13 protein-coding genes and 1 tRNA gene are annotated in these 17,174 nt (G+C 65.2%); 4 read left to right on the top strand and 10 right to left on the bottom strand.

Annotation, left to right across the window (positions count from 1 at the left end; translation table 11 throughout):
* Window positions 1-563 precede the first annotated feature (563 nt).
* From NLI89_RS05145 to NLI89_RS05130, 4 genes are read right to left on the bottom strand one after another with little or no spacing between them, the layout of a single operon-like run.
* Complete coding sequence (locus NLI89_RS05145) at window positions 564-1,490, bottom strand: alpha/beta hydrolase family esterase (protein ID WP_254686038.1); 927 nt, start codon at window positions 1,488-1,490, stop codon at window positions 564-566.
* Complete coding sequence (locus tag NLI89_RS05140; protein ID WP_254686037.1) at window positions 1,487-1,810, bottom strand: hypothetical protein; 324 nt, start codon at window positions 1,808-1,810, stop codon at window positions 1,487-1,489. Before NLI89_RS05140 ends, NLI89_RS05145 begins: the two co-directional genes overlap by 4 nt.
* Window positions 1,807-3,117, bottom strand: coding sequence for a spinster family MFS transporter (locus tag NLI89_RS05135; protein WP_254686036.1), 1,311 nt, complete (start codon window positions 3,115-3,117; stop codon window positions 1,807-1,809). The genes NLI89_RS05140 and NLI89_RS05135 overlap by 4 nt, the downstream gene beginning before the upstream one ends.
* Window positions 3,114-5,984 carry a TonB-dependent receptor domain-containing protein gene (locus NLI89_RS05130; RefSeq protein ID WP_254686035.1) on the bottom strand — a complete coding sequence of 957 codons (2,871 nt, stop codon included), beginning with the start codon at window positions 5,982-5,984 and terminating at the stop codon, window positions 3,114-3,116. Before NLI89_RS05130 ends, NLI89_RS05135 begins: the two co-directional genes overlap by 4 nt.
* 160 nt (window positions 5,985-6,144) lie before the next feature.
* Between NLI89_RS05130 and NLI89_RS05125 the strand changes: the two genes are divergently transcribed.
* The 4 genes from NLI89_RS05125 (at window position 6,145) to NLI89_RS05110 (ending at window position 11,197) form a co-directional block, all read left to right on the top strand.
* A complete protein-coding gene (locus tag NLI89_RS05125) occupies window positions 6,145-7,674 on the top strand; it encodes a carboxylesterase/lipase family protein (RefSeq protein WP_254686034.1) in 1,530 nt (509 codons plus the stop codon).
* Window positions 7,656-9,266 carry an AMP-binding protein gene (locus tag NLI89_RS05120; protein WP_368077244.1) on the top strand — a complete coding sequence of 537 codons (1,611 nt, stop codon included), beginning with the start codon at window positions 7,656-7,658 and terminating at the stop codon, window positions 9,264-9,266. The genes NLI89_RS05125 and NLI89_RS05120 overlap by 19 nt, the downstream gene beginning before the upstream one ends.
* On the top strand, window positions 9,263-9,979 hold the full coding sequence (locus NLI89_RS05115; RefSeq protein ID WP_254686033.1) for a TetR/AcrR family transcriptional regulator: 717 nt from the start codon (window positions 9,263-9,265) through the stop codon (window positions 9,977-9,979). Before NLI89_RS05120 ends, NLI89_RS05115 begins: the two co-directional genes overlap by 4 nt.
* Before the next feature lie 66 nt (window positions 9,980-10,045).
* Complete coding sequence (locus tag NLI89_RS05110) at window positions 10,046-11,197, top strand: cellulase family glycosylhydrolase (protein ID WP_254686032.1); 1,152 nt, start codon at window positions 10,046-10,048, stop codon at window positions 11,195-11,197.
* A 353-nt stretch (window positions 11,198-11,550) separates the two neighbouring features.
* Here NLI89_RS05110 and NLI89_RS05105 read toward each other — a convergent pair whose 3' ends face one another.
* The 6 genes from NLI89_RS05105 to NLI89_RS05080 form a co-directional block, all read right to left on the bottom strand.
* A complete protein-coding gene (locus tag NLI89_RS05105) occupies window positions 11,551-11,898 on the bottom strand; it encodes a VOC family protein (protein ID WP_254686031.1) in 348 nt (115 codons plus the stop codon).
* Window positions 11,899-12,035: 137 nt separating this feature from the next.
* The gene (locus tag NLI89_RS05100; protein WP_254686030.1) at window positions 12,036-12,656 is read right to left on the bottom strand and encodes a hypothetical protein; all 621 of its coding nucleotides are present in this window, start codon (window positions 12,654-12,656) and stop codon (window positions 12,036-12,038) included.
* Between the two features lie 64 nt (window positions 12,657-12,720).
* Window positions 12,721-12,795, bottom strand: a tRNA-Glu gene (locus NLI89_RS05095).
* Window positions 12,796-12,856: 61 nt separating this feature from the next.
* Window positions 12,857-14,608, bottom strand: coding sequence for a single-stranded-DNA-specific exonuclease RecJ (gene recJ, locus NLI89_RS05090; RefSeq protein WP_254686029.1), 1,752 nt, complete (start codon window positions 14,606-14,608; stop codon window positions 12,857-12,859).
* 404 nt (window positions 14,609-15,012) lie between these two features.
* A complete protein-coding gene (locus NLI89_RS05085; protein ID WP_254686028.1) occupies window positions 15,013-15,696 on the bottom strand; it encodes a prolyl hydroxylase family protein in 684 nt (227 codons plus the stop codon).
* 191 nt (window positions 15,697-15,887) lie between these two features.
* Window positions 15,888-16,862 (bottom strand): RcnB family protein, encoded by a 975-nt coding sequence (locus tag NLI89_RS05080; protein ID WP_254686027.1) that lies wholly within the window; start codon window positions 16,860-16,862, stop codon window positions 15,888-15,890.
* Window positions 16,863-17,174: the final 312 nt, after the last annotated feature.

Genomic DNA, 17,174 nt, shown 5'->3' with positions numbered 1-17,174 from the left:
CGGGAGCTTGCCGTCGAACACGACGATGCTGCCCGCAGGAACATCGCCGAGCGCGGTCGGGCCGTTTTTGTCGATCGTCCCGCCATAATATAGCGGTGCGGTGATACCACCGGGCGGTGCGGGGTGCGACCGGACGTAATAGGCGATGTTCGGGACCGGCTTCATCGTTCCGTCGTCTTCGAGATCGAGCCCGTAGGCCAGCGGATCCCAGCGCCGATAGGCGTAGCTGTCGCACGGGCCGAGGGTCAGCCCGATTTGCCGGAACTCGCGCGCGAGGAAGTCGACGAAGCGAACATGATTGGGGTGTCCCGGCAGCCTCGGTCCGAAATCCACCATCCGTTGATAGTCGCGGCGGATCGTCTCGGGCGTCGGCAACGGGACGATGTCGCGGCCGGGCGACGCCGCCACGGCCCCCGCAACGCTTTCCGCAAAAGCGAGGCCGCCAATGGCTCCCGCGCCAAACATTACTTCACGGCGTGTCGTGACGCCTGTCGGCTGGTTCTGAAACATGGTGCAATGCGCCTCGTTCTGATCGCTGTCGGGGGAGCGATGCCGTCCCGCGGTCACTGATTGAAAACGGTGGTCCAGATATATTCGGACACATCGATCGGCGCGTTGTCGCCGCTGTAGCTCAGCGTGGGACCGCGATAGCCGTTGTAGAGGACATGCCGGCCGCCCACGATCGTCAGCAGTCCGGTCCGGACGCCGCCTGCGCAATCGGTATAGACATCCTCGAGTACCTGATCCGGGATCACGGCACGGCTGGCGAGGGTGGACGAGCAGCCGTCATTGCCCTTCCACGCGGCAAGGCTTGCCGGCGCGGACTGGATGCGGACCGGTACGCCGGCGATGTTGCTGACCGGCGCATCCGGCTTCGATCCGTCATAGGGGATCGTCGTGTCGGCGGTGCCGGCGATCGAAAACATCGTGATCGGACGGCGCGGCGTGCATTTGTCGAGGTTGAGCGGGAAGGACACCGCGGCCGAAGCCCGGACAACGTCGGCGGCTTCGCACGCCATGCGGTGCGCCATCGAACCGCCGTTGGATATACCGGTGACATAGACCCGGGTCGCGTCGATCTTCGCGCGGGCCTTCACCCAGTCGATAATCGCGCGTGCGAAGTGGACGTCGGGCACCTCGGTCGCCTTGCTCGTCGAGCAGCAACCATAGCCGTTCCAGCTTCGCGCCAGTCCCTCGGGATAGACGACGATGAAGCCGTGCTTGTCGGACTGCTGAAGCTGGCCGGAGACGCTGCGCTCTTCCTCGGCGGTCGAGCTGAAACCGTGGAAGTCGAGCACGAGCGGCACCGCCTGGGTACCGTTATAGCTTGCGGGCACGTGGAGCTTGAAGGCTCGGGGGACGATATCGGGTGCGATGATGTAGTCGCCATCGCCGGGCACGAGCGAGGTCCGTGCCAGGCTCTGCGCCGCCGCAGCGGTAGGCAAGGCTGACAAAAGCCCCAGTGCGGCGCTCAGCGTACGGATCGTCATGGTATCCTCTCCTCGGGCTTCGACGTGATCGTGATCAGCGCGGCGCCCAGATTTTTCAGGTGCGCCAATTCGGATGGCAGCGGCGTGTCGGTGAAGGTTCCGCTGACGGCCGGCGGAGCCTCGCGTCCGGACGGTGGGGGCGGCGTTACTATCGGCGTCTGCGGTTTTTGGGGGACGACGAACTTGACCGCATCGGCTTGCAGGTCGGTGTCGTTGCGGACGACGACGATGTCGCTGTCGCTGTCGCTGGTGTGGCGTTTGCTGCCGTCGCACGCAGTGAGCGCCAGGGCGGCGGCGATTAGCGCTGCGGAGCGCGTCACGGTGCCGGCCGCCTGAGCCTGCGCGCAACGGCAAGGTGCAGGACGATCGCGATCGCAAAGACCGGCGCCATCGCGTAGAATGCCCATTGCAGCGGGGTATCCGAATGGCCGTCGTGCGCGGCATCGCTGACCATGCCTAGGAACGTCGGACCGAGCCCGCCGCCGATCAGGTTCATGACGAGCAACATGACGGCGCTGGCGGTCGCCCGGCGCTCGGCGGGGACGCGTGCCTGCACCAGCGCACCGGCCGGCGTCAGGTAGAAATAGTTGAAGAACAGCGGCACGGCGAGCAGCGCAAGCGCAATCCGCCAATCAGGCGCTGCAACGAAGCCGAGGAAGAACGGAAGCGATACCGCCGTGGCAACGGCGGGAATGAGGCCGTACGCGGCCGTCGACCGTCGCGACAAGACATCGACCAGTCGGCCCGAGGCGAAGATGCCGGAACAGACGCAGATGCCGAGCAGGACCGCGAAGTAGCTGCCCACCTGCTGCAATGTCATGGCTTTTTCGCGCATCAGGAACAGCGTCAGGAAGGCGAGCGTGCCCGAGCCGATGAACGCCGATGCGGCTGCAGCGAATGCGGCTAGCCGGAGCGTCTTGTCGGCCCAGAAGAGGCGAACGCTGGTGGTGAAGCCGATGCGCGCGGGCGCTTCCGGGGCATTTGGAACAGCAGCATCCATTATGCGCCGTGCGGGTTCGCGGAGAGCGATCGAGGCGATCAAGGCCGCGATTATGCCGATCGCGCCGACGACCAGGAATGCGTGGCGCCAACCACCGCTCGCGGCCAGCGCCGCACCGCCGGCGACGCCGAGCATCTGGCCAAGCGGTGGCCCAAGATTGTAAAGCGACAGTGCGGTGGCGCGGCGTTCGCCGGGAAACAGATCGGCGATGATCGAATAGGACGGCGCAACGCCGCCAGCCTCACCGACACCGACCGCCATGCGCGCCGTCGCGAGTTCACCGTAGCCGCGGGCTAGACCGCAGGCGAGCGTCGCCGCACTCCACAGCGCGCACGCGACGGCGACGATGCGCACCCGGTTCGAACGATCCGCAATCCAGGCGACGGGGAGCGACAGCACGCCGTAGAACAGCGCGAAGTACAGCCCGCCGAGCAATCCGAGCTGGCCGTCGGTCAGCTTCAGATCGTCCTGGATCGGCTTTGCCAGGACCGACGGCAGCGTCCGGTCGACATAGTTGAGGATGTAGACGACCGTGAGGATGCCGAGCGTGATCCAGCGCCGCGCTGGCGTCGGTTTCCCCGGTACGAGCGGGGAGGGGACGTCCGGCGTGGCGCTGGCGGCGGTCACCAGAACTTCATTCGTGCGCCGATGGTGATCGTTCGACCGGCGACGTCGTACAGGCTGGCATTGGTCGGATAATCATATTGGAACGCGCCGCTTGGAATGATCGGCGGATGCGCGTTGAACAGGTTGTTGACGGTACCGAACAGCTGCATGCGGCGGTCCGTGCCGACATCGACCTTCAGCGTGACGTCGGTGTACCAGGCCGCACGGATGCGGTTGTCGGACGGGCTGAGCGCCGGATTGTAATAGTCGGTGCTCGCCTGGAACTTGCCTTTCCCGACCAGCCGTTCCTGCGCGTAGAGCGTGACGGCGCCGGCCGAATAGGAGGCGCTGGCAAGCGCGGTGACGCGCGGGTTCTGATACGTCCCGACGACGCCGGTGTAATCGATCGTCGCGCCGCCCGGGACGCCGATCGAATACTTGATCAGATACGACGCCAGCGCCCTGACCTGCATCATTCCGCCGGCGAGCGGCGTGGTGTAGCCGATCTCGCCGTCGATGCCGCTCGTCTTCAGTCGGCTCAGATTCTGTTGCGGCGTGAAGACACGAACCAGTCCGGTGCGTGCCCCAGCATTCGTGTAGACGAGGTTCGCGCACTGTGCCGACGTAAACACCGAGGCGGTGCACGCATCGATCGTCTGCTGCGGCGTGAGTGTCTGAATGACGTCGTTCACGTTGATGTTGAAGTAATCGACGGAAGCGACAAGGCCGCGAACACCGGTGAATACCACACCGCCGGTATAGGTCTTGGCGATCTCCGGATCGAGCGCGATGCTGCCGATCCGGCTCTGGATGACGTTGGCGGCGACGTTGTTGCGCGTGTCGTTGACCGTGACCTGGCTCTGGATCGAGCCGCCGAACAGTTCCTGGATGTTGGGCGCACGAATATCGCGCGACACGGTGCCGCGCAGCGCGATGCCGTCGACCGGTTTCCAGACCGCGCCCGCCTTCCACGTCGTGACCGATCCGGAGATGCTGTAATCGGTGTAGCGCGCGGCGCCGTTGAGATCGATCGAGCCGACCGGCGAGCGCGACGACAGGACCGGCACGTTGATTTCGCCGGCGATCTCCTTGACGTCGAACGAACCACCCAAGGGCTGCGTATTGCCGAGCTGATAGCTGCCGGCGCCGGCGAGCACCGCGGCGGGAACCAGACGTAGGCCGGTGGCGGACACCGGGGTGGTCGATAGCGAGTCGGTGGTCTGCGTGACCGAGTTCTTGCGGTAGTCGGCACTGATCGCGACCCTGACGTCGCCGGCGGGCAGCGTGAACGCGGAGCCGCTCAGCGCGACTTCGGCGACCTGCTGCTTGACCACGGCGCGGTAGAAGGCGGTGCCCTTGATGTAGTCGATCGCGGCCTGGGACGGGCTGCCGCTGCCGAACAGGTTGATCGGCACGCAGCCGGGATACAGCCCCGGGTTGGTCAGCGTGACATTGCAGACGATCTGGCCGTTGGCGGGATTGCGCACCGCATCGACCGCCGCGAAGAACCGGCTGTAGATGACGTCGTTCGCGACCTTGGTCAGCTGGGTGTTGTGGCTGCGCGAATAATAGGCGTCGAGCCGCCAGTCGCTCGGCAGCTTCCACTTCAGACCGGCGACCAGGTTATAGGTGTCGTTGGTCGTCGTCGCGGTCGCGGGCTGCGTATCGTACGAAAAGCGCCCGAGCTGGAAGCCGCCTAGTCGGTTGGTGGTCAGGATCGACTGCACGGCGGTCGGCAGGAATGCGTTGCCGCTCAGGATGGTCGGCGCGTTGAAACCGGGAATGAAGAAGTCTTCGACCTGTTTGTAGCGGTTGCGCACGCTGCTGAACATGCCTTCGCCAAAGACGGTCAGCGTGTCGGTGACGTCGAATTCGGCATGCGTGAAGCCGCTGCCGTAGCGCACCTTGGCGATCAGGTTCGTGGATGTCTTGGGACCGTCACCGCCGACCTGCACGCCGTCGACGATGGTGCCGCGGTCGAACGGGAGCAACGTGCCGCCCGGACCGAACTGGAGCACGCCAGACCCCAGCCCGGTGCCGCCGTAGATCACGCCGCCGGGCGAGAAGATCGGATTATTATAGTCCGAGACGATGATGCTCTGTGCGGCATTCGCCGGGTCGCGGATGACGGCATAAGCGTCCCGGCCCCAGGGGCGCTTCGCGGAGCTGCCGACGCCGTCGGAATTGTAGAACGCGCCGCTCGCGACGATGCGGCCACGTCCGCCGGCAAAGCCCGAGCCGGCGGTCAGCGTGACCTTCTGCGTGCCGTTGTCGCCATACGTCGTGGTGCCGGCCTGGACGCTGCCCTTAAGCCCTTCATAGCCGGTATCGAGGACGAAGTTGACCACGCCCGCGACCGCGTCTGATCCGTAGGCGGCGGACGCGCCGCCGGTGACGACATCGACGCGCTTGACCAGTTCCTGCGGCAGGATGTTGGTGTCGACCGTACCCAGCGGCGTCGACGGTGGCGCACGCCGGCCGTCGAGCAGCAGCAGCGTGCGCTGCGCGCCGAGATTGCGCAGGTTGATGAAACTGCCGGAATCGGCGGCGTTCGATCCGCTCTGGCCGTTGGCCGCGCCGGTCGATCCGCGGAAGGCGGGGAGCTGGTTCAGCCCCTGTGCGATGGTGCCCGGGGCTGAAGTTTCGAGCTGGCTCGCGGACACGACGGTGATCGGCGTCGGCGCGCGTGATCCGTCGACGATCGTACGCGATCCGGTGACGATGATATCCTTGGACTCGGTGCTGTCGTCGGGCGGCGTGGCATCCGCCTGGACCGGGTCGGCACTGGTGGCCCCCGGCGCGCGCTCGCCCGCAGCTACGGTTTGCGCCGCGGCAGGCCATGCCGTCAGCACGAGCATCGATACCGATGCACGAAGAAGCCCTCGCATCCTCTTACTCCCTAAAAACGGCGCTCTTCGGCGCTCGCCCATAGTCATCTTCGAAAGCCAAAATAGAGTCAATACTAATTGACATGTGAATTAGTGAATGATGAAATGGGGTATCAGCGAGGCCATAAGAGCCTGCGGATCGGATAGAGGAGCAGGGCGCATGACATCTGGATTGACGAGGGGGCTGGTCGCGGCGGGGCTGGTCACGGCGCTGGCCATGTTCGCAGGCGTTGCACCGGCGTTTGCCGTACCGCAGGGGCCTGTTGTGACCTTAGAAGGTGGCGCTGTCGCCGGACGCGCCACGGACGATCTGCGGATATTCCAGGGTATTCCTTACGCCGCGCCGCCTGTCGCCGATCGCCGGTGGCGCGCGCCGGCCCCCGTAATTGCCTGGCAGGGGACGCGCGACGCGACGCGGTTCGGCGCGGCCTGCATGCAGCCGGCGGGACGCAAGGAAGCCTGGGCACAGGTCGGCCCGACTAGCGAGGACTGTCTGTTCCTCAACATCTGGCAGCCGGCCAAACCGGGCAGATATCCGGTGATGGTTTTCCTCCACGGCGGAGGGTTCACCTATGGGTCGGCAGGCGTGCCGCTATATGACGGTGCCGCGCTGGCACGACGCGGCGTCGTCGTGGTGACGCTCAACTACCGGCTCGGCGTGCTGGGCTTCTTCGCGCATCCTGCATTGACGCGCGAGGCACCCGGCAGCGCGCTCGGCAATTACGGGATCATGGATCAGATCGCCGCACTGCGATGGGTGCGGAAGAACATCGCGGGTTTCCAGGGCGATGCGCGTAACGTCACGGCGTTCGGCGAGTCCGCGGGGGCTGGCACGGTGCAGCTCCTGATGGGGGCGCCCGCGGCAGCGGGTCTGTTCGACAAGGCGATCAGCCAGTCGGGTGCGGGCGGTTCGGTACTGCCGAGCTTTGCGAAGGTGGAAGCCATCGGCAAGACGTTGAGCGATGCTGCCGGTCTGGGCGATATCACGGCGGCGCAGCTGCGCGCGCTTCCGGCGGACAAGCTGTTGATGCGGAGCTTCCCGTTTATCGACGGGAGGGTGGTCGTCGCGAGCCCGGGTACCGCGTTCATGCGCAAGCGCGAGATGAAAATACCGCTGATCATCGGTGCTAATTCGAACGAGTCGACCCTGTCGTCGAACAACGCCGATGGGGTGAAGCTGGCACTGGGCACCGCAGCGAGCGCGTTCGAGACGCGCTATGTCGCGGCACGACCGGGTAGATCGGCGGACGCCGCGAAAACCGATCTGGCCGAGGATGTCCTGTCGATCCTGCCCTCGGTATCTATCGGGTCGATGCATGCCGCTGCCGGTGGCCGTACATACAGCTATTACTTCGACCAGGTCCCTGCGTCGCAACGCGCCGGTTCCGCAGGTGCGGGGCATGGCGACGAGCTGCAATATCTCTTCGGCAACCCGTATGACGGTGCGGTGTGGGACGATGCCGATCGTGCCGTCTCGCGGGCGATGGGTGACTATTGGGTGCAATTCGCGCGAACGGGTGATCCGAATGCGAAGGGGGCGGTCGTCTGGCCTCGGATCGAAGGTGCGACGGCGCCGCGCAGCCTGACGATCGCGACGCCGATCAGGGCGACGATGCTGACTCCGCTCGAGGAGCAGGCGCGCAAGGCCGCCCTGGCAACCTCAATCGCTGCGTGGACGAACGAACCATGACCGGCGAGCGGTTGCACGCAGGATCGATGCAGCGCCATGACCTCACCGTAGAGAAGTTTCTCGACCACGCGGCCAAATGGCATCCCGACGTGACCGTGGCGTCGGCGGGCCCTGATGGGGTGGTTCGAACAGGCTATGCCGAACTGCGGCGCGAAGCGGGCCAGTTGGCCGCCGCTTTGTCCGCGAGAGGGATCACGCGGGGTGACATGATCGCGACGCTCGGCTGGAACACCAAGGGGCACGTGCTGCTATGGTATGCGGCCGCCGCGATCGGCGCGATCTGCCATACGCTCAATCCAAGACTTAGCGCAGCGCAGCTCGCCGCGATGACGGCGCGTAGCCGCCCACGCCTCCTGCTATATGGGTCTGGCCTCTCATCACTGGCGTCCGAGGTTACCAACGGTGCTCTGGCGACGATCGCGATCGACGATCCGGAGCGCTCGGCCGGTACATCCCTCAGCGAGCTCATTACCGGTGGTGAAGGCAATATGGCACCGGTCTGGGGCGCCGCTCTGGAGGACGATCCTGCCGGGCTCTGTTTTACGTCGGGGACGACTGGTCCGCCCAAGGGCGTTCTCTACACGCATCGCAGCAACTATCTGCACACGCTGCGCCTTCTCCAGGCCGATGCGCTGGCGCTGACGACCGACGACCGGGTGCTGCCGATCGTCCCGATGTTTCATGCCAATGGCTGGGGCATACCGTTTGCCGCTCCAGCGGTGGGTGCCGGACTCGTGCTGCCTGGGAGGAACCTGGACGGCGCTGCCCTCGCCGGCTTGATCGCGTCGGAGGCGGTGACGGTCGCGGCGGGCGTACCCACGGTCTGGCTCGACCTGCTCGATCATGTCGAGCGCCACGGTATTGCACTCCCGTCCTTGCAGCGGATCTATCTCGGCGGTGCGGCCATGCCGATCGATGCGCAACGCCGACTGGAACGCGGACTCGGCGTGTCTGTCCATGCGAGTTGGGGTATGACCGAGCTCTCGCCGCTCGGTACCGTGGCACCCCACGGCGTGGACCGGACGCGTCCCGGATCGGCGGGGCGCGCGCCGATCGGTCTCGATCTGCGACTGACGGACGTATCCGGCGCAGTGCTTGCCGAACAGCGCGAAGCCGAGGGGCATCTGCAAGTCCGTGGACCGAGTGTGGTGCGGCGCTATTTCGGGGCTGTGCAGGATGCAACCGATTCCGAAGGCTGGTTCGACACCGGCGATCTGGCGCGCATCGACCCGGACGGCAGCCTGACGATTACGGGACGGGCGAAAGACCTCATCAAATCCGGGGGCGAGTGGATCAATCCCGGCGAGATCGAGCGCATCGTCGCCGAGGGTCTGGATACGGGCATGGTCGCGGTCATCGCGCGCGCCGACGCCAAATGGGGCGAGCGACCGGTCCTGATCTACGAGGCCAGCGCCGACGTCGATGTCGAAGCGCTGCTGGATGGCCGGATCCCGCGGTGGTGGATGCCCGATGCGATCGTGAGGATCGACCGGATGCCGCTTGCCGTCACGGGCAAGATCGACAAGCTGGCGCTCCGTGCAACTTTTGGCGCGGCCGAAGCGGTTGCGTCCGACGCGGTCCTCCGCGCATGACCATCCTCATGGCCACCGACAAACCCGCCGAACGCCCGCAGCCCAAACGCTCCAGGAAGGAGCGCCGCGAGGACAGCATCGAGCAGATCCTCGACGCCGCGGAATATCTGTTTTCGAAACACGGCATCTACGGCGTGACGCTCAAGGACGTTGCACAACGCGTAGGCGTCCACACGTCGTTGATGCACTATTATTTCGCCGACAAACAGGCGTTGTTCGTCGAGGTCTTCGAACGGCGCGCCACCGTCACGCGCGCGCGGCGGATCGAGGCGCTCGATGCCTATGAACGTGCGTGCGAGGGTCGCCCGACGGTCGAGGGCGCGCTGCACGCGTTCCTCGATACCGATCTCGATCTGTACATTTCCGGCGGGGAAGGGTGGCGCAACTGGGGTGCGCTCGGCGGCCAGCTCAGCAACACCGACTATGGGGCCGAGCTGATGGACAAGCATTTCGATCCGGTCGTGATGCGGCTGATCGACCTGCTCAGGCGGGCGATGCCCGACATGGCGGAAGAAGATATTTTCTGGGGCTATCACTTCGTTACCGGCAGCCTGCTGCTCACGCTCGCGCGGACCGGGCGCATCGACAAGCTGTCGAACGGTCTGTGCCACTCCGACGATTTCGAAGCGGTGAAGGCGCGGATGGCGCGGTTCATGGCAGCGGGTTTCCGTGAATTTGCAGCGACGTCGGGCGCGAAGGATTCGGAAGGCTGAGCAGGAAACACTGATCAACAGGCCGAAAGAACCGCAGCGGCGGTCGCGGCGACAGGAGAGATGCACATGAAACGTCGGATGGGGCCTGCCCTGATCGCCCTGGCTTGCACCGCTATGGGGGCGAGCAAAGCCAATGCCCGCGAACGGTGGACGAGCGCACAGGCCAACGCCTGGTATGCGAAGCAGCCCTGGTTGGTGGGCGCGAACTATGTTCCGGCCAACGCGATCAACCAGCTGGAAATGTGGCAAGCCGCGACCTGGGATCCCGTGGCGATCGACCGCGAGTTCGGCTGGGCGCAGGCGATGGGCATGAACACGATGCGCGTGTTCCTTCACGACAAGCTCTGGCAGCAGGATCCCAAAGGCTTCAAGACGCGGATCAATGCGTTCCTCGCCATCGCGAAGACCCACGGGATCCGCCCCATGCTGGTCTTCTTCGACAGTTGCTGGGATCCCGATCCGAAGCTGGGTCCTCAGCATCCGCCGATCCCGGGCGTCCACAATTCGGGCTGGGTACAATCTCCGGGAGCCGCGATCTTGGCGGACAGCGCTGCGCGGCCGCAGCTTAAGGCGTATGTACAAGATATTGTCGGGACCTTCGCCAAGGACGATCGCGTGCTTGCCTGGGACGTATGGAATGAACCCGATAATCTGGCACCTGCCTACGCGGCGACTCCCGGCAAGGTCGCCCAGGTCCAGGCGATACTCGGTGATGTCTTTCGGTGGGCGCAGGCGATGAACCCGACTCAGCCTCTGACGAGCCCCGTTTGGAGCCATGACGGCGACTGGGCACCGGGCGGTAAGCGCAAGCCGATCGAAGCCATCCAGCTCGATCAGTCCGATATCGTCAGCTTTCACAATTACGATTGGCCTGAAACGTTCGAGGCCAAGATCAAACAGCTACTTCCCTATGACCGGCCGATCCTGTGCACCGAGTTTATGGCACGAGGTAACGGCTCGACGTTCGATGGCAGCCTGCCGATCGGCAAGCGCTACAACGTCGCGATGATGAACTGGGGCTTCGTCGACGGAAAGACTCAGACGCGGCTGCCGTGGAACAGTTGGTATCATCCTTATACGCTCACCCAGCCAACGATCTGGTTCCACGACATGCTGAAGGCCGATGGAACGCCATATCGTCAGTCGGAGGTCGACCTGATCAAGCGGTTGGTCGATGCGCCCACAAGCAATCGCCAGCCACCTCGAAAGGGCGGCTGATATTTCTGCCTATCGGGCCAGTGCGCGACTGTAGGCCTCAGTTGTTTCGCAAGTGAATAGCTGAGGGCAGCGGTTTCAGATCGCGCATGAAAGAGCGTCTGTAGTTGAGAAGCCAGGAAGAGCGTTTGGACGTCCGCTACTGGGTCTCCGAACCCCCGGAAAAATTGTGAGTTAGATGCAACGTAGTTTGGAAGATGCTCGCCGCAATGGGGGAGCGCGATCCCGATCGGTTCGGCCGAAACCGGCGTTCCAAAATGTCAGGTGGGGGGCTGCATCAGCTCGATCACGATATTGTCGGGCCCGGAGACATAAACGACGCGCGTTCCCTTTCGGGGCCCCCCGGGAATGGGCTGCTAGCTTCCCCTTGCTTCCCATCCGGCAGCTTCGATCCGTTCGACCGCCGATCCGATATCTGCGACCGTCAGGGCAAGATGGGCTGCGCCAATGGCGGCTGCACTGTCCGGAACACGGCCGTTGTGTGCGCGCCGCCCATATTGCAGGAGTTCGATCATGGAGCCGTCCGGTGCCTTCATGATGGCGGTCTCCACGTCCGGAGCATCGACGCCGGTGACTTGGTGAATGAACTCACCGCGCATCTTCGACTGCCGTTCGAGTGTGAAACCGAGCGCTTCGGTCCAAAACCGTATCGCCTCCGCCAGCGATGACACGGAGAAACCCGTATGATCGACGGCCGTTACCATTGCGTTTCCAGTCACGGTCGCACGCCTATCTTACCTGTTCGCAGCCTGTCCATCCCGACCTGCGCTCCCGCAGTCGTTGTTTGAATCAAGCCGGCGATGCGGGCGTCCGTCGGAAACCTTGGTCTCGTCATGGTATATTATTCGGACGGGCGGTGCATCTTGCGCCGTCGTCGATTCGGATGTGGTGCGGCTGCGCTGGCGCGGCGGCAACAGCGCTCGTCATGTCTCTGGTCGGTCGGCCCAAGAAGAACGCGGCGACCAGGCTTATCGGCGACAATACCGCCAGATAGACGCCGATCGCATAGCCGGTCTTGAACGTGTCGTAGAGCCAAAGCGAGATCAGTGGCGCGGGCCCACCGGCGATGATCGACGCTCCCTGATAGCCGAGCGAGGCGCCAGCGTAGCGGGATATGGGCGGGAAAAGTCTCGGTGATGTAGGCGGCCTGCGGACCGTACATCGCATCATGCGCGGTCATCAGGGCGACGATCGCAAGGATAATCAGGATTGTCCGCCTGGTGTCGAGCATCCAGAAATAGGGCAAAGCCATCACCATCATCGCAAACGCATCCGCCATATAGACGCGGCGAATGCCAAGCCGGTCGGCGAGATGGCCAAAGAACGGAACCGCGAAACAGGAGAGGACAGCGGCGACCAGCACCATGTTGAGCATGAAAGCGCTCGATTTGAAAAATAGCACGACTGTTGAGATCAACAGCGAAACCAACGAGGACCAAGGCTTGTGCGCGCCGATGGTCAAACCGTGAAATAAAACCGTGAGGCTTTTGGTCTATTCAACGGCGTAAGCTATCAAAAACCAGCAATGGTGACCCCTACGGGAATCGAACCCGTGCTTCAGCCGTGAAAGGGCCGCGTCCTAACCGCTAGACGAAGGGGCCTGCGTGATGGAGGCCGACTAAGGAGAAGGGGGCGGGGCGTCAAGCGTTTCGGTGGAAGAATTTAGTCCGCCCATGCAGCGTCCTCGACATGAAGCTCGGCCGAGGGGCGCGAGGACCAGTCGTCGATCTTGGCGCGGCCGGCCAGCCATAGCTTGCGGTGGGGGGGCGCGCCGAGCAGGGCTTGGCCGAGGGGGCTTTCGGCAGCGCGGAAGGCCATCGCCTTGATGCTGCGGCCGTCGTCGCCCGCCACGATCGTGCGGACGTGGCCGTTGCCGACGATGTCCGCCTTGATGACGCGGACCGGACCCATCACGACGCGGGGGGCCGGCCAGCCCATGCCGTAAGGGCCGCCGGCCTCCATCGACTCGACGAGGCCGGGGTTTACGCCGCCCGCCGCCAGGACTGCGTCGAGCAAAAGCGCGCGGTCGCCGTTCGAGCGTTCCACGGCGGCGGCGAGACGCTCTTCGAGGAACTCGGTGAAGGCGGGGATTGCGGCCTCGCTGATCGTCAGGCCGGCGGCCATCGCGTGGCCCCCGCCCGCCACGAGCAGGCCGTGCTCGCGTGCGGCCATCACTGCCGCCCCGAGGTCCACGCCGGGGATCGAGCGGCCGGAGCCCTTGCCGATGCCGTGCTCGTCGATCGCGATGACGATCGCGGGGCGGCCGAGCTTCTCTTTCAGGCGGCCGGCGACGATACCGATCACGCCGGGGTGCCAGCCGTGTCCCGCGACCACCGCGACGGCGCGGTCCCGGCTGCAGAGCAGGTCCGCGGCCTCCTGCACGGCAGTCTCGATCGCGCGGCGTTCTTCGTTGAGCCGGTCGAGTTCGGTGGCGATCGCGCGCGCTTCGTCGGCGTCCTGCGTGGTGAGCAGGCGGACACCTAAGTCTGCGCGACCGACGCGGCCGCCGGCGTTGATGCGGGGGCCGAGCGCGAAGCCCAAGTCGGTGCAGGTCGGGTTGCGGGTCAGGCGCGACGCCTCGATCAGGGCTGCGACGCCGATGTTCTTGCGCGCGCCCATGACCTTGAGGCCTTGTGACACGAACGCACGGTTGAGGCCGCGGAGTTGCGCGACGTCGGCGACGGTGCCGAGCGCGACGATGTCGAGCAGGTCGATCAGCTTGGGTTCCGTACGGTCCTTGAAGAAGCCGCGGGTGCGTAAGGTTCGGACGAGCGCGGCGGCGGCGAGGAAGCACATGCCGACCGCGGCGAGGTGGCCGTGTGCGGCGCCTTCGGTCTCGTCGAGGCGGTTGGGGTTAACGAGGGCCAGTGCGTGGGGAAGCGCGGTCGAGCATTTGTGATGGTCGATGACGATCACGTCGACCTTCGCGTCGCGGGCGGCGTCGAGCGCTTCGAACGCCTGCGCGCCGCAGTCTACCGTGACGATCAGTGTGGCGCCTTCGTCGGCGAGGCGGACGAGCGCTTCGCCCGAAGGACCATAGCCTTCGAGCAGGCGGTCGGGGATGTAGGGGCGCGCTTCGATGCCGAGGTCGCGCAGGACTAGGACCATGAGCGCGGCGGAGGTGGCGCCGTCGACGTCGTAGTCGCCGAAGATCGCGATCTGTTCGCCTGCCTGGACGGCGTCGGCGAGGCGCTCGGCGGCGCGGTCCATGTCGCGGAAGATCGACGGGTCGGGCATGAACGCGCGGATCGAGGGGGTGCGGTGCGCGTCGAGTGCGTCGCGGGGGCAGCCTCGGGCGAGCAGGAGCTGGGTGACGAGGTCGTCGCCGGTGAAGCCGTCCCGGCCGTCGGCGGCTAAGGCTCGCCAACGCCAGGGCTGGCCGAGGATGGAAGAGGTTACGCCGAGAACTGTCATGTCTTGGACGTAGTGGCTGTGGGGGGATTGTCGAGCGGGGAGGGAGCGCGTTGTTAAGGCGCCCTCGCAATCGGTTGTTCCGCACGCGTCTTGTTCTCCCGCGAAGGCGGGAGCCCAGTCTGGGGCCCCGCCTTCGCGGGGAAACAGTTTGGCGCGGACTGGCGGAATGTAAACTCTCCCGCCGTTCGTGCTGAGTAGCGACCGAGTAGCTCCGTCAGGAGCGTATCGAGGGTGCGTATCGAAGCATGGGTTACGCGCGCCAACCTGTCCTTCGATACGCCGTCTCGATACGCTCCGTTGGAGCTACTCGACGGCTACTCAGGACGAACGGGGGATGAGGAATCCGCGCCGGGGGGGGGCTCCGCGACGGGGGAGGGGGCGACCTGGCGGTCTACTCGCCCTCCTCACTTGATCCAGGGCCGCTCGCGGAACCACTTCGTCACGATATACTTCACGCCCTCCATCACCGGCATGCCCTCGTGCAAGGTCAGCCCGTTCGGCGTCCCGTCCGGGTTCATGTTGTTCCACGCCAGCAGCATGCCGCGTTTCGGGGCGATCTTGATACCCGCCTGCGGGAACCAAGTCGCGCCGCCTTCGGGGACGTCGTTGAGGAACACCATCGCGGTCCACGTGCGCTGGCCACCCTGCTCCTGCATCCTGGCCCAATAGCTTTCGGATTCATGGAAATAATCGTGGTGCGCGCGGAATTGCTGGCCGGGGGCGTAGCGCTGGCCCTGCATCGTCTCGCCGTGGAGCAGGTCGATCCCGAGCAACGTCGCGATCGCCTCGTCGGTAGGCTGCACGTCGGGCGACCAGCGATCCATGTCGCAGCTCTCGCTGGTCCGGAAATTGCTGTTCGGGCGATCGGACAGCAGGGTGGATGGCCGCCGCTTCGAATCGATCATCGCGATCAGCCGCTTGCATGTTGCGGGATCGAGGAACTTGTCCTGATAATAGAACTGCACCGTGTCCATCGCGATGCGCTGCACCGCCGGATTGGCGTCGAGCCGCGCGGCGACCTGCGATCCGAAGGCCTGGCGGAGTGCTGCGGCCGGATCGGCCTTCTTGGCTTTTGAAAAGATACCCACGCCGCAGGATTTGGCGAACTCGTCTCGAAACGCAAGGGGCCCGCATATCCTCCCCCGCAAGGGGGAGGTATCGCCGAAGGTGACGGAGGGGGAGGATACGCAACAGCGGTTTGCCTTGTCCTCCCCCTCCGTCAGGCTGACGCCTGCCACCTCCCCCTGGCGGGGGAGGATGCTTTTCAATCGACGCGCGCTTACCAGAAGATGTCGTACACCGTGTCGACCACGCGGCCGCTGTCGAGGTCGACCAGCAACGCGTCGTTGTAATAGCGCACCCAGCGATACGGGCCGTACGCCTCGGGCAGGCGATAGGTGTACGGGTCCTGGATCCAGTAATTCTGGTTGTAGAGGATCCGGTTCAGCGAGAAGCCGACCCCGAAGCGACGATGGCCGGAGCCCCAGCCGCTCGGCGCGTAGTAGCGCGGGAGGCGGTAGGCGCCGCGGTTCGACGCGCGGTAGTTGCTCCAGGCGTAGCGGTTGTCGTTACGCCAGCCACGGTTCCACGCGCCGCCCTGGTTGTAATGGCCCTGGTTGTAGCCACCGCGGCCATAGCCCTGGAAATTGCCGTATGCGCGGTTGGGTTGGCGGTTCTGGTAGCCGTCGCGACCATTGTTGCGCCAGTCGCCGCGGTTGTCGCCCCGGCCGTCGTTGCGCCAGTCGCCCCGACCGTCATTGCGTCCGTTGCGATCGAACTGTCCGCGATCCGCCTGCTGGTTGCCGCGATCGAAGCCGGGACGACCCTGGTCGCGGTTCCAGTCGCCGCGGTTCTGAGCGGCTTGCGGGTCGGGACGGGGCTGGCCGTTCCAGCCTTGGCCGTTGCCGCCTTGACCGTTCCAGCGCTGGCCGCCGCGATTCTGCCCGTTCCAGTCGGGACGGCCTTGGCCATCCGGACGGTCGCCGCGGACCTGCTGCTGTGGGCCGAGATCTGCACGTTGCGGGCGCTGGCCTTGGTCGGGCGCTGCGGGGCGGTCGGGACGTTGCTGCTGGAAGGCCTGGCCGTCCCGGCTTGGGCCACGATCGCCACGATCGGGACGCTGGCCGCGGTCTTGACGCGGTCCCCGATCGCCGCGGTCCTGATCGACCTGTTGCGCGCTGGCGGCGGTTGCCATCATCGTGCCCGGTACCAAGGCGGATGCCGCCATCAAGAGTTTGAGTAACTTGCCCGTCATCGCCGTCGTCCTCGACTGCCGGCGCACGAGCCGGCTCCTATGATGTGTCGGCTCTAGACGTCGGGTAGTGTGGGGAGGCTGAATGGGTTCGTCAGTGATTAGACAGGTTTAGTTGGGATAGGTCGTCACTTGCCAGAAAATATCCACCCCGGCGAAGGCCGGGGCCCAATTGGAACGTCCGATATGATGAACCGCGCGCTTCGTTACCCATCATCCCCAATTGGGCCCCGGCCTTCGCCGGGGTGGTGCAGCGGTTGGGGGTTACGCTGACAGTAGTCACGTAAGCGGCTGAACCAACCGCGCCAGATCCCC

The organism is Sphingomonas faeni (genome assembly GCF_024273235.1).
Lineage (GTDB): Bacteria > Pseudomonadota > Alphaproteobacteria > Sphingomonadales > Sphingomonadaceae > Sphingomonas > Sphingomonas faeni_A.
Note: the sequence above shows the minus strand (reverse complement) of the source record. Positions and strands in the feature narration are given on the sequence as shown.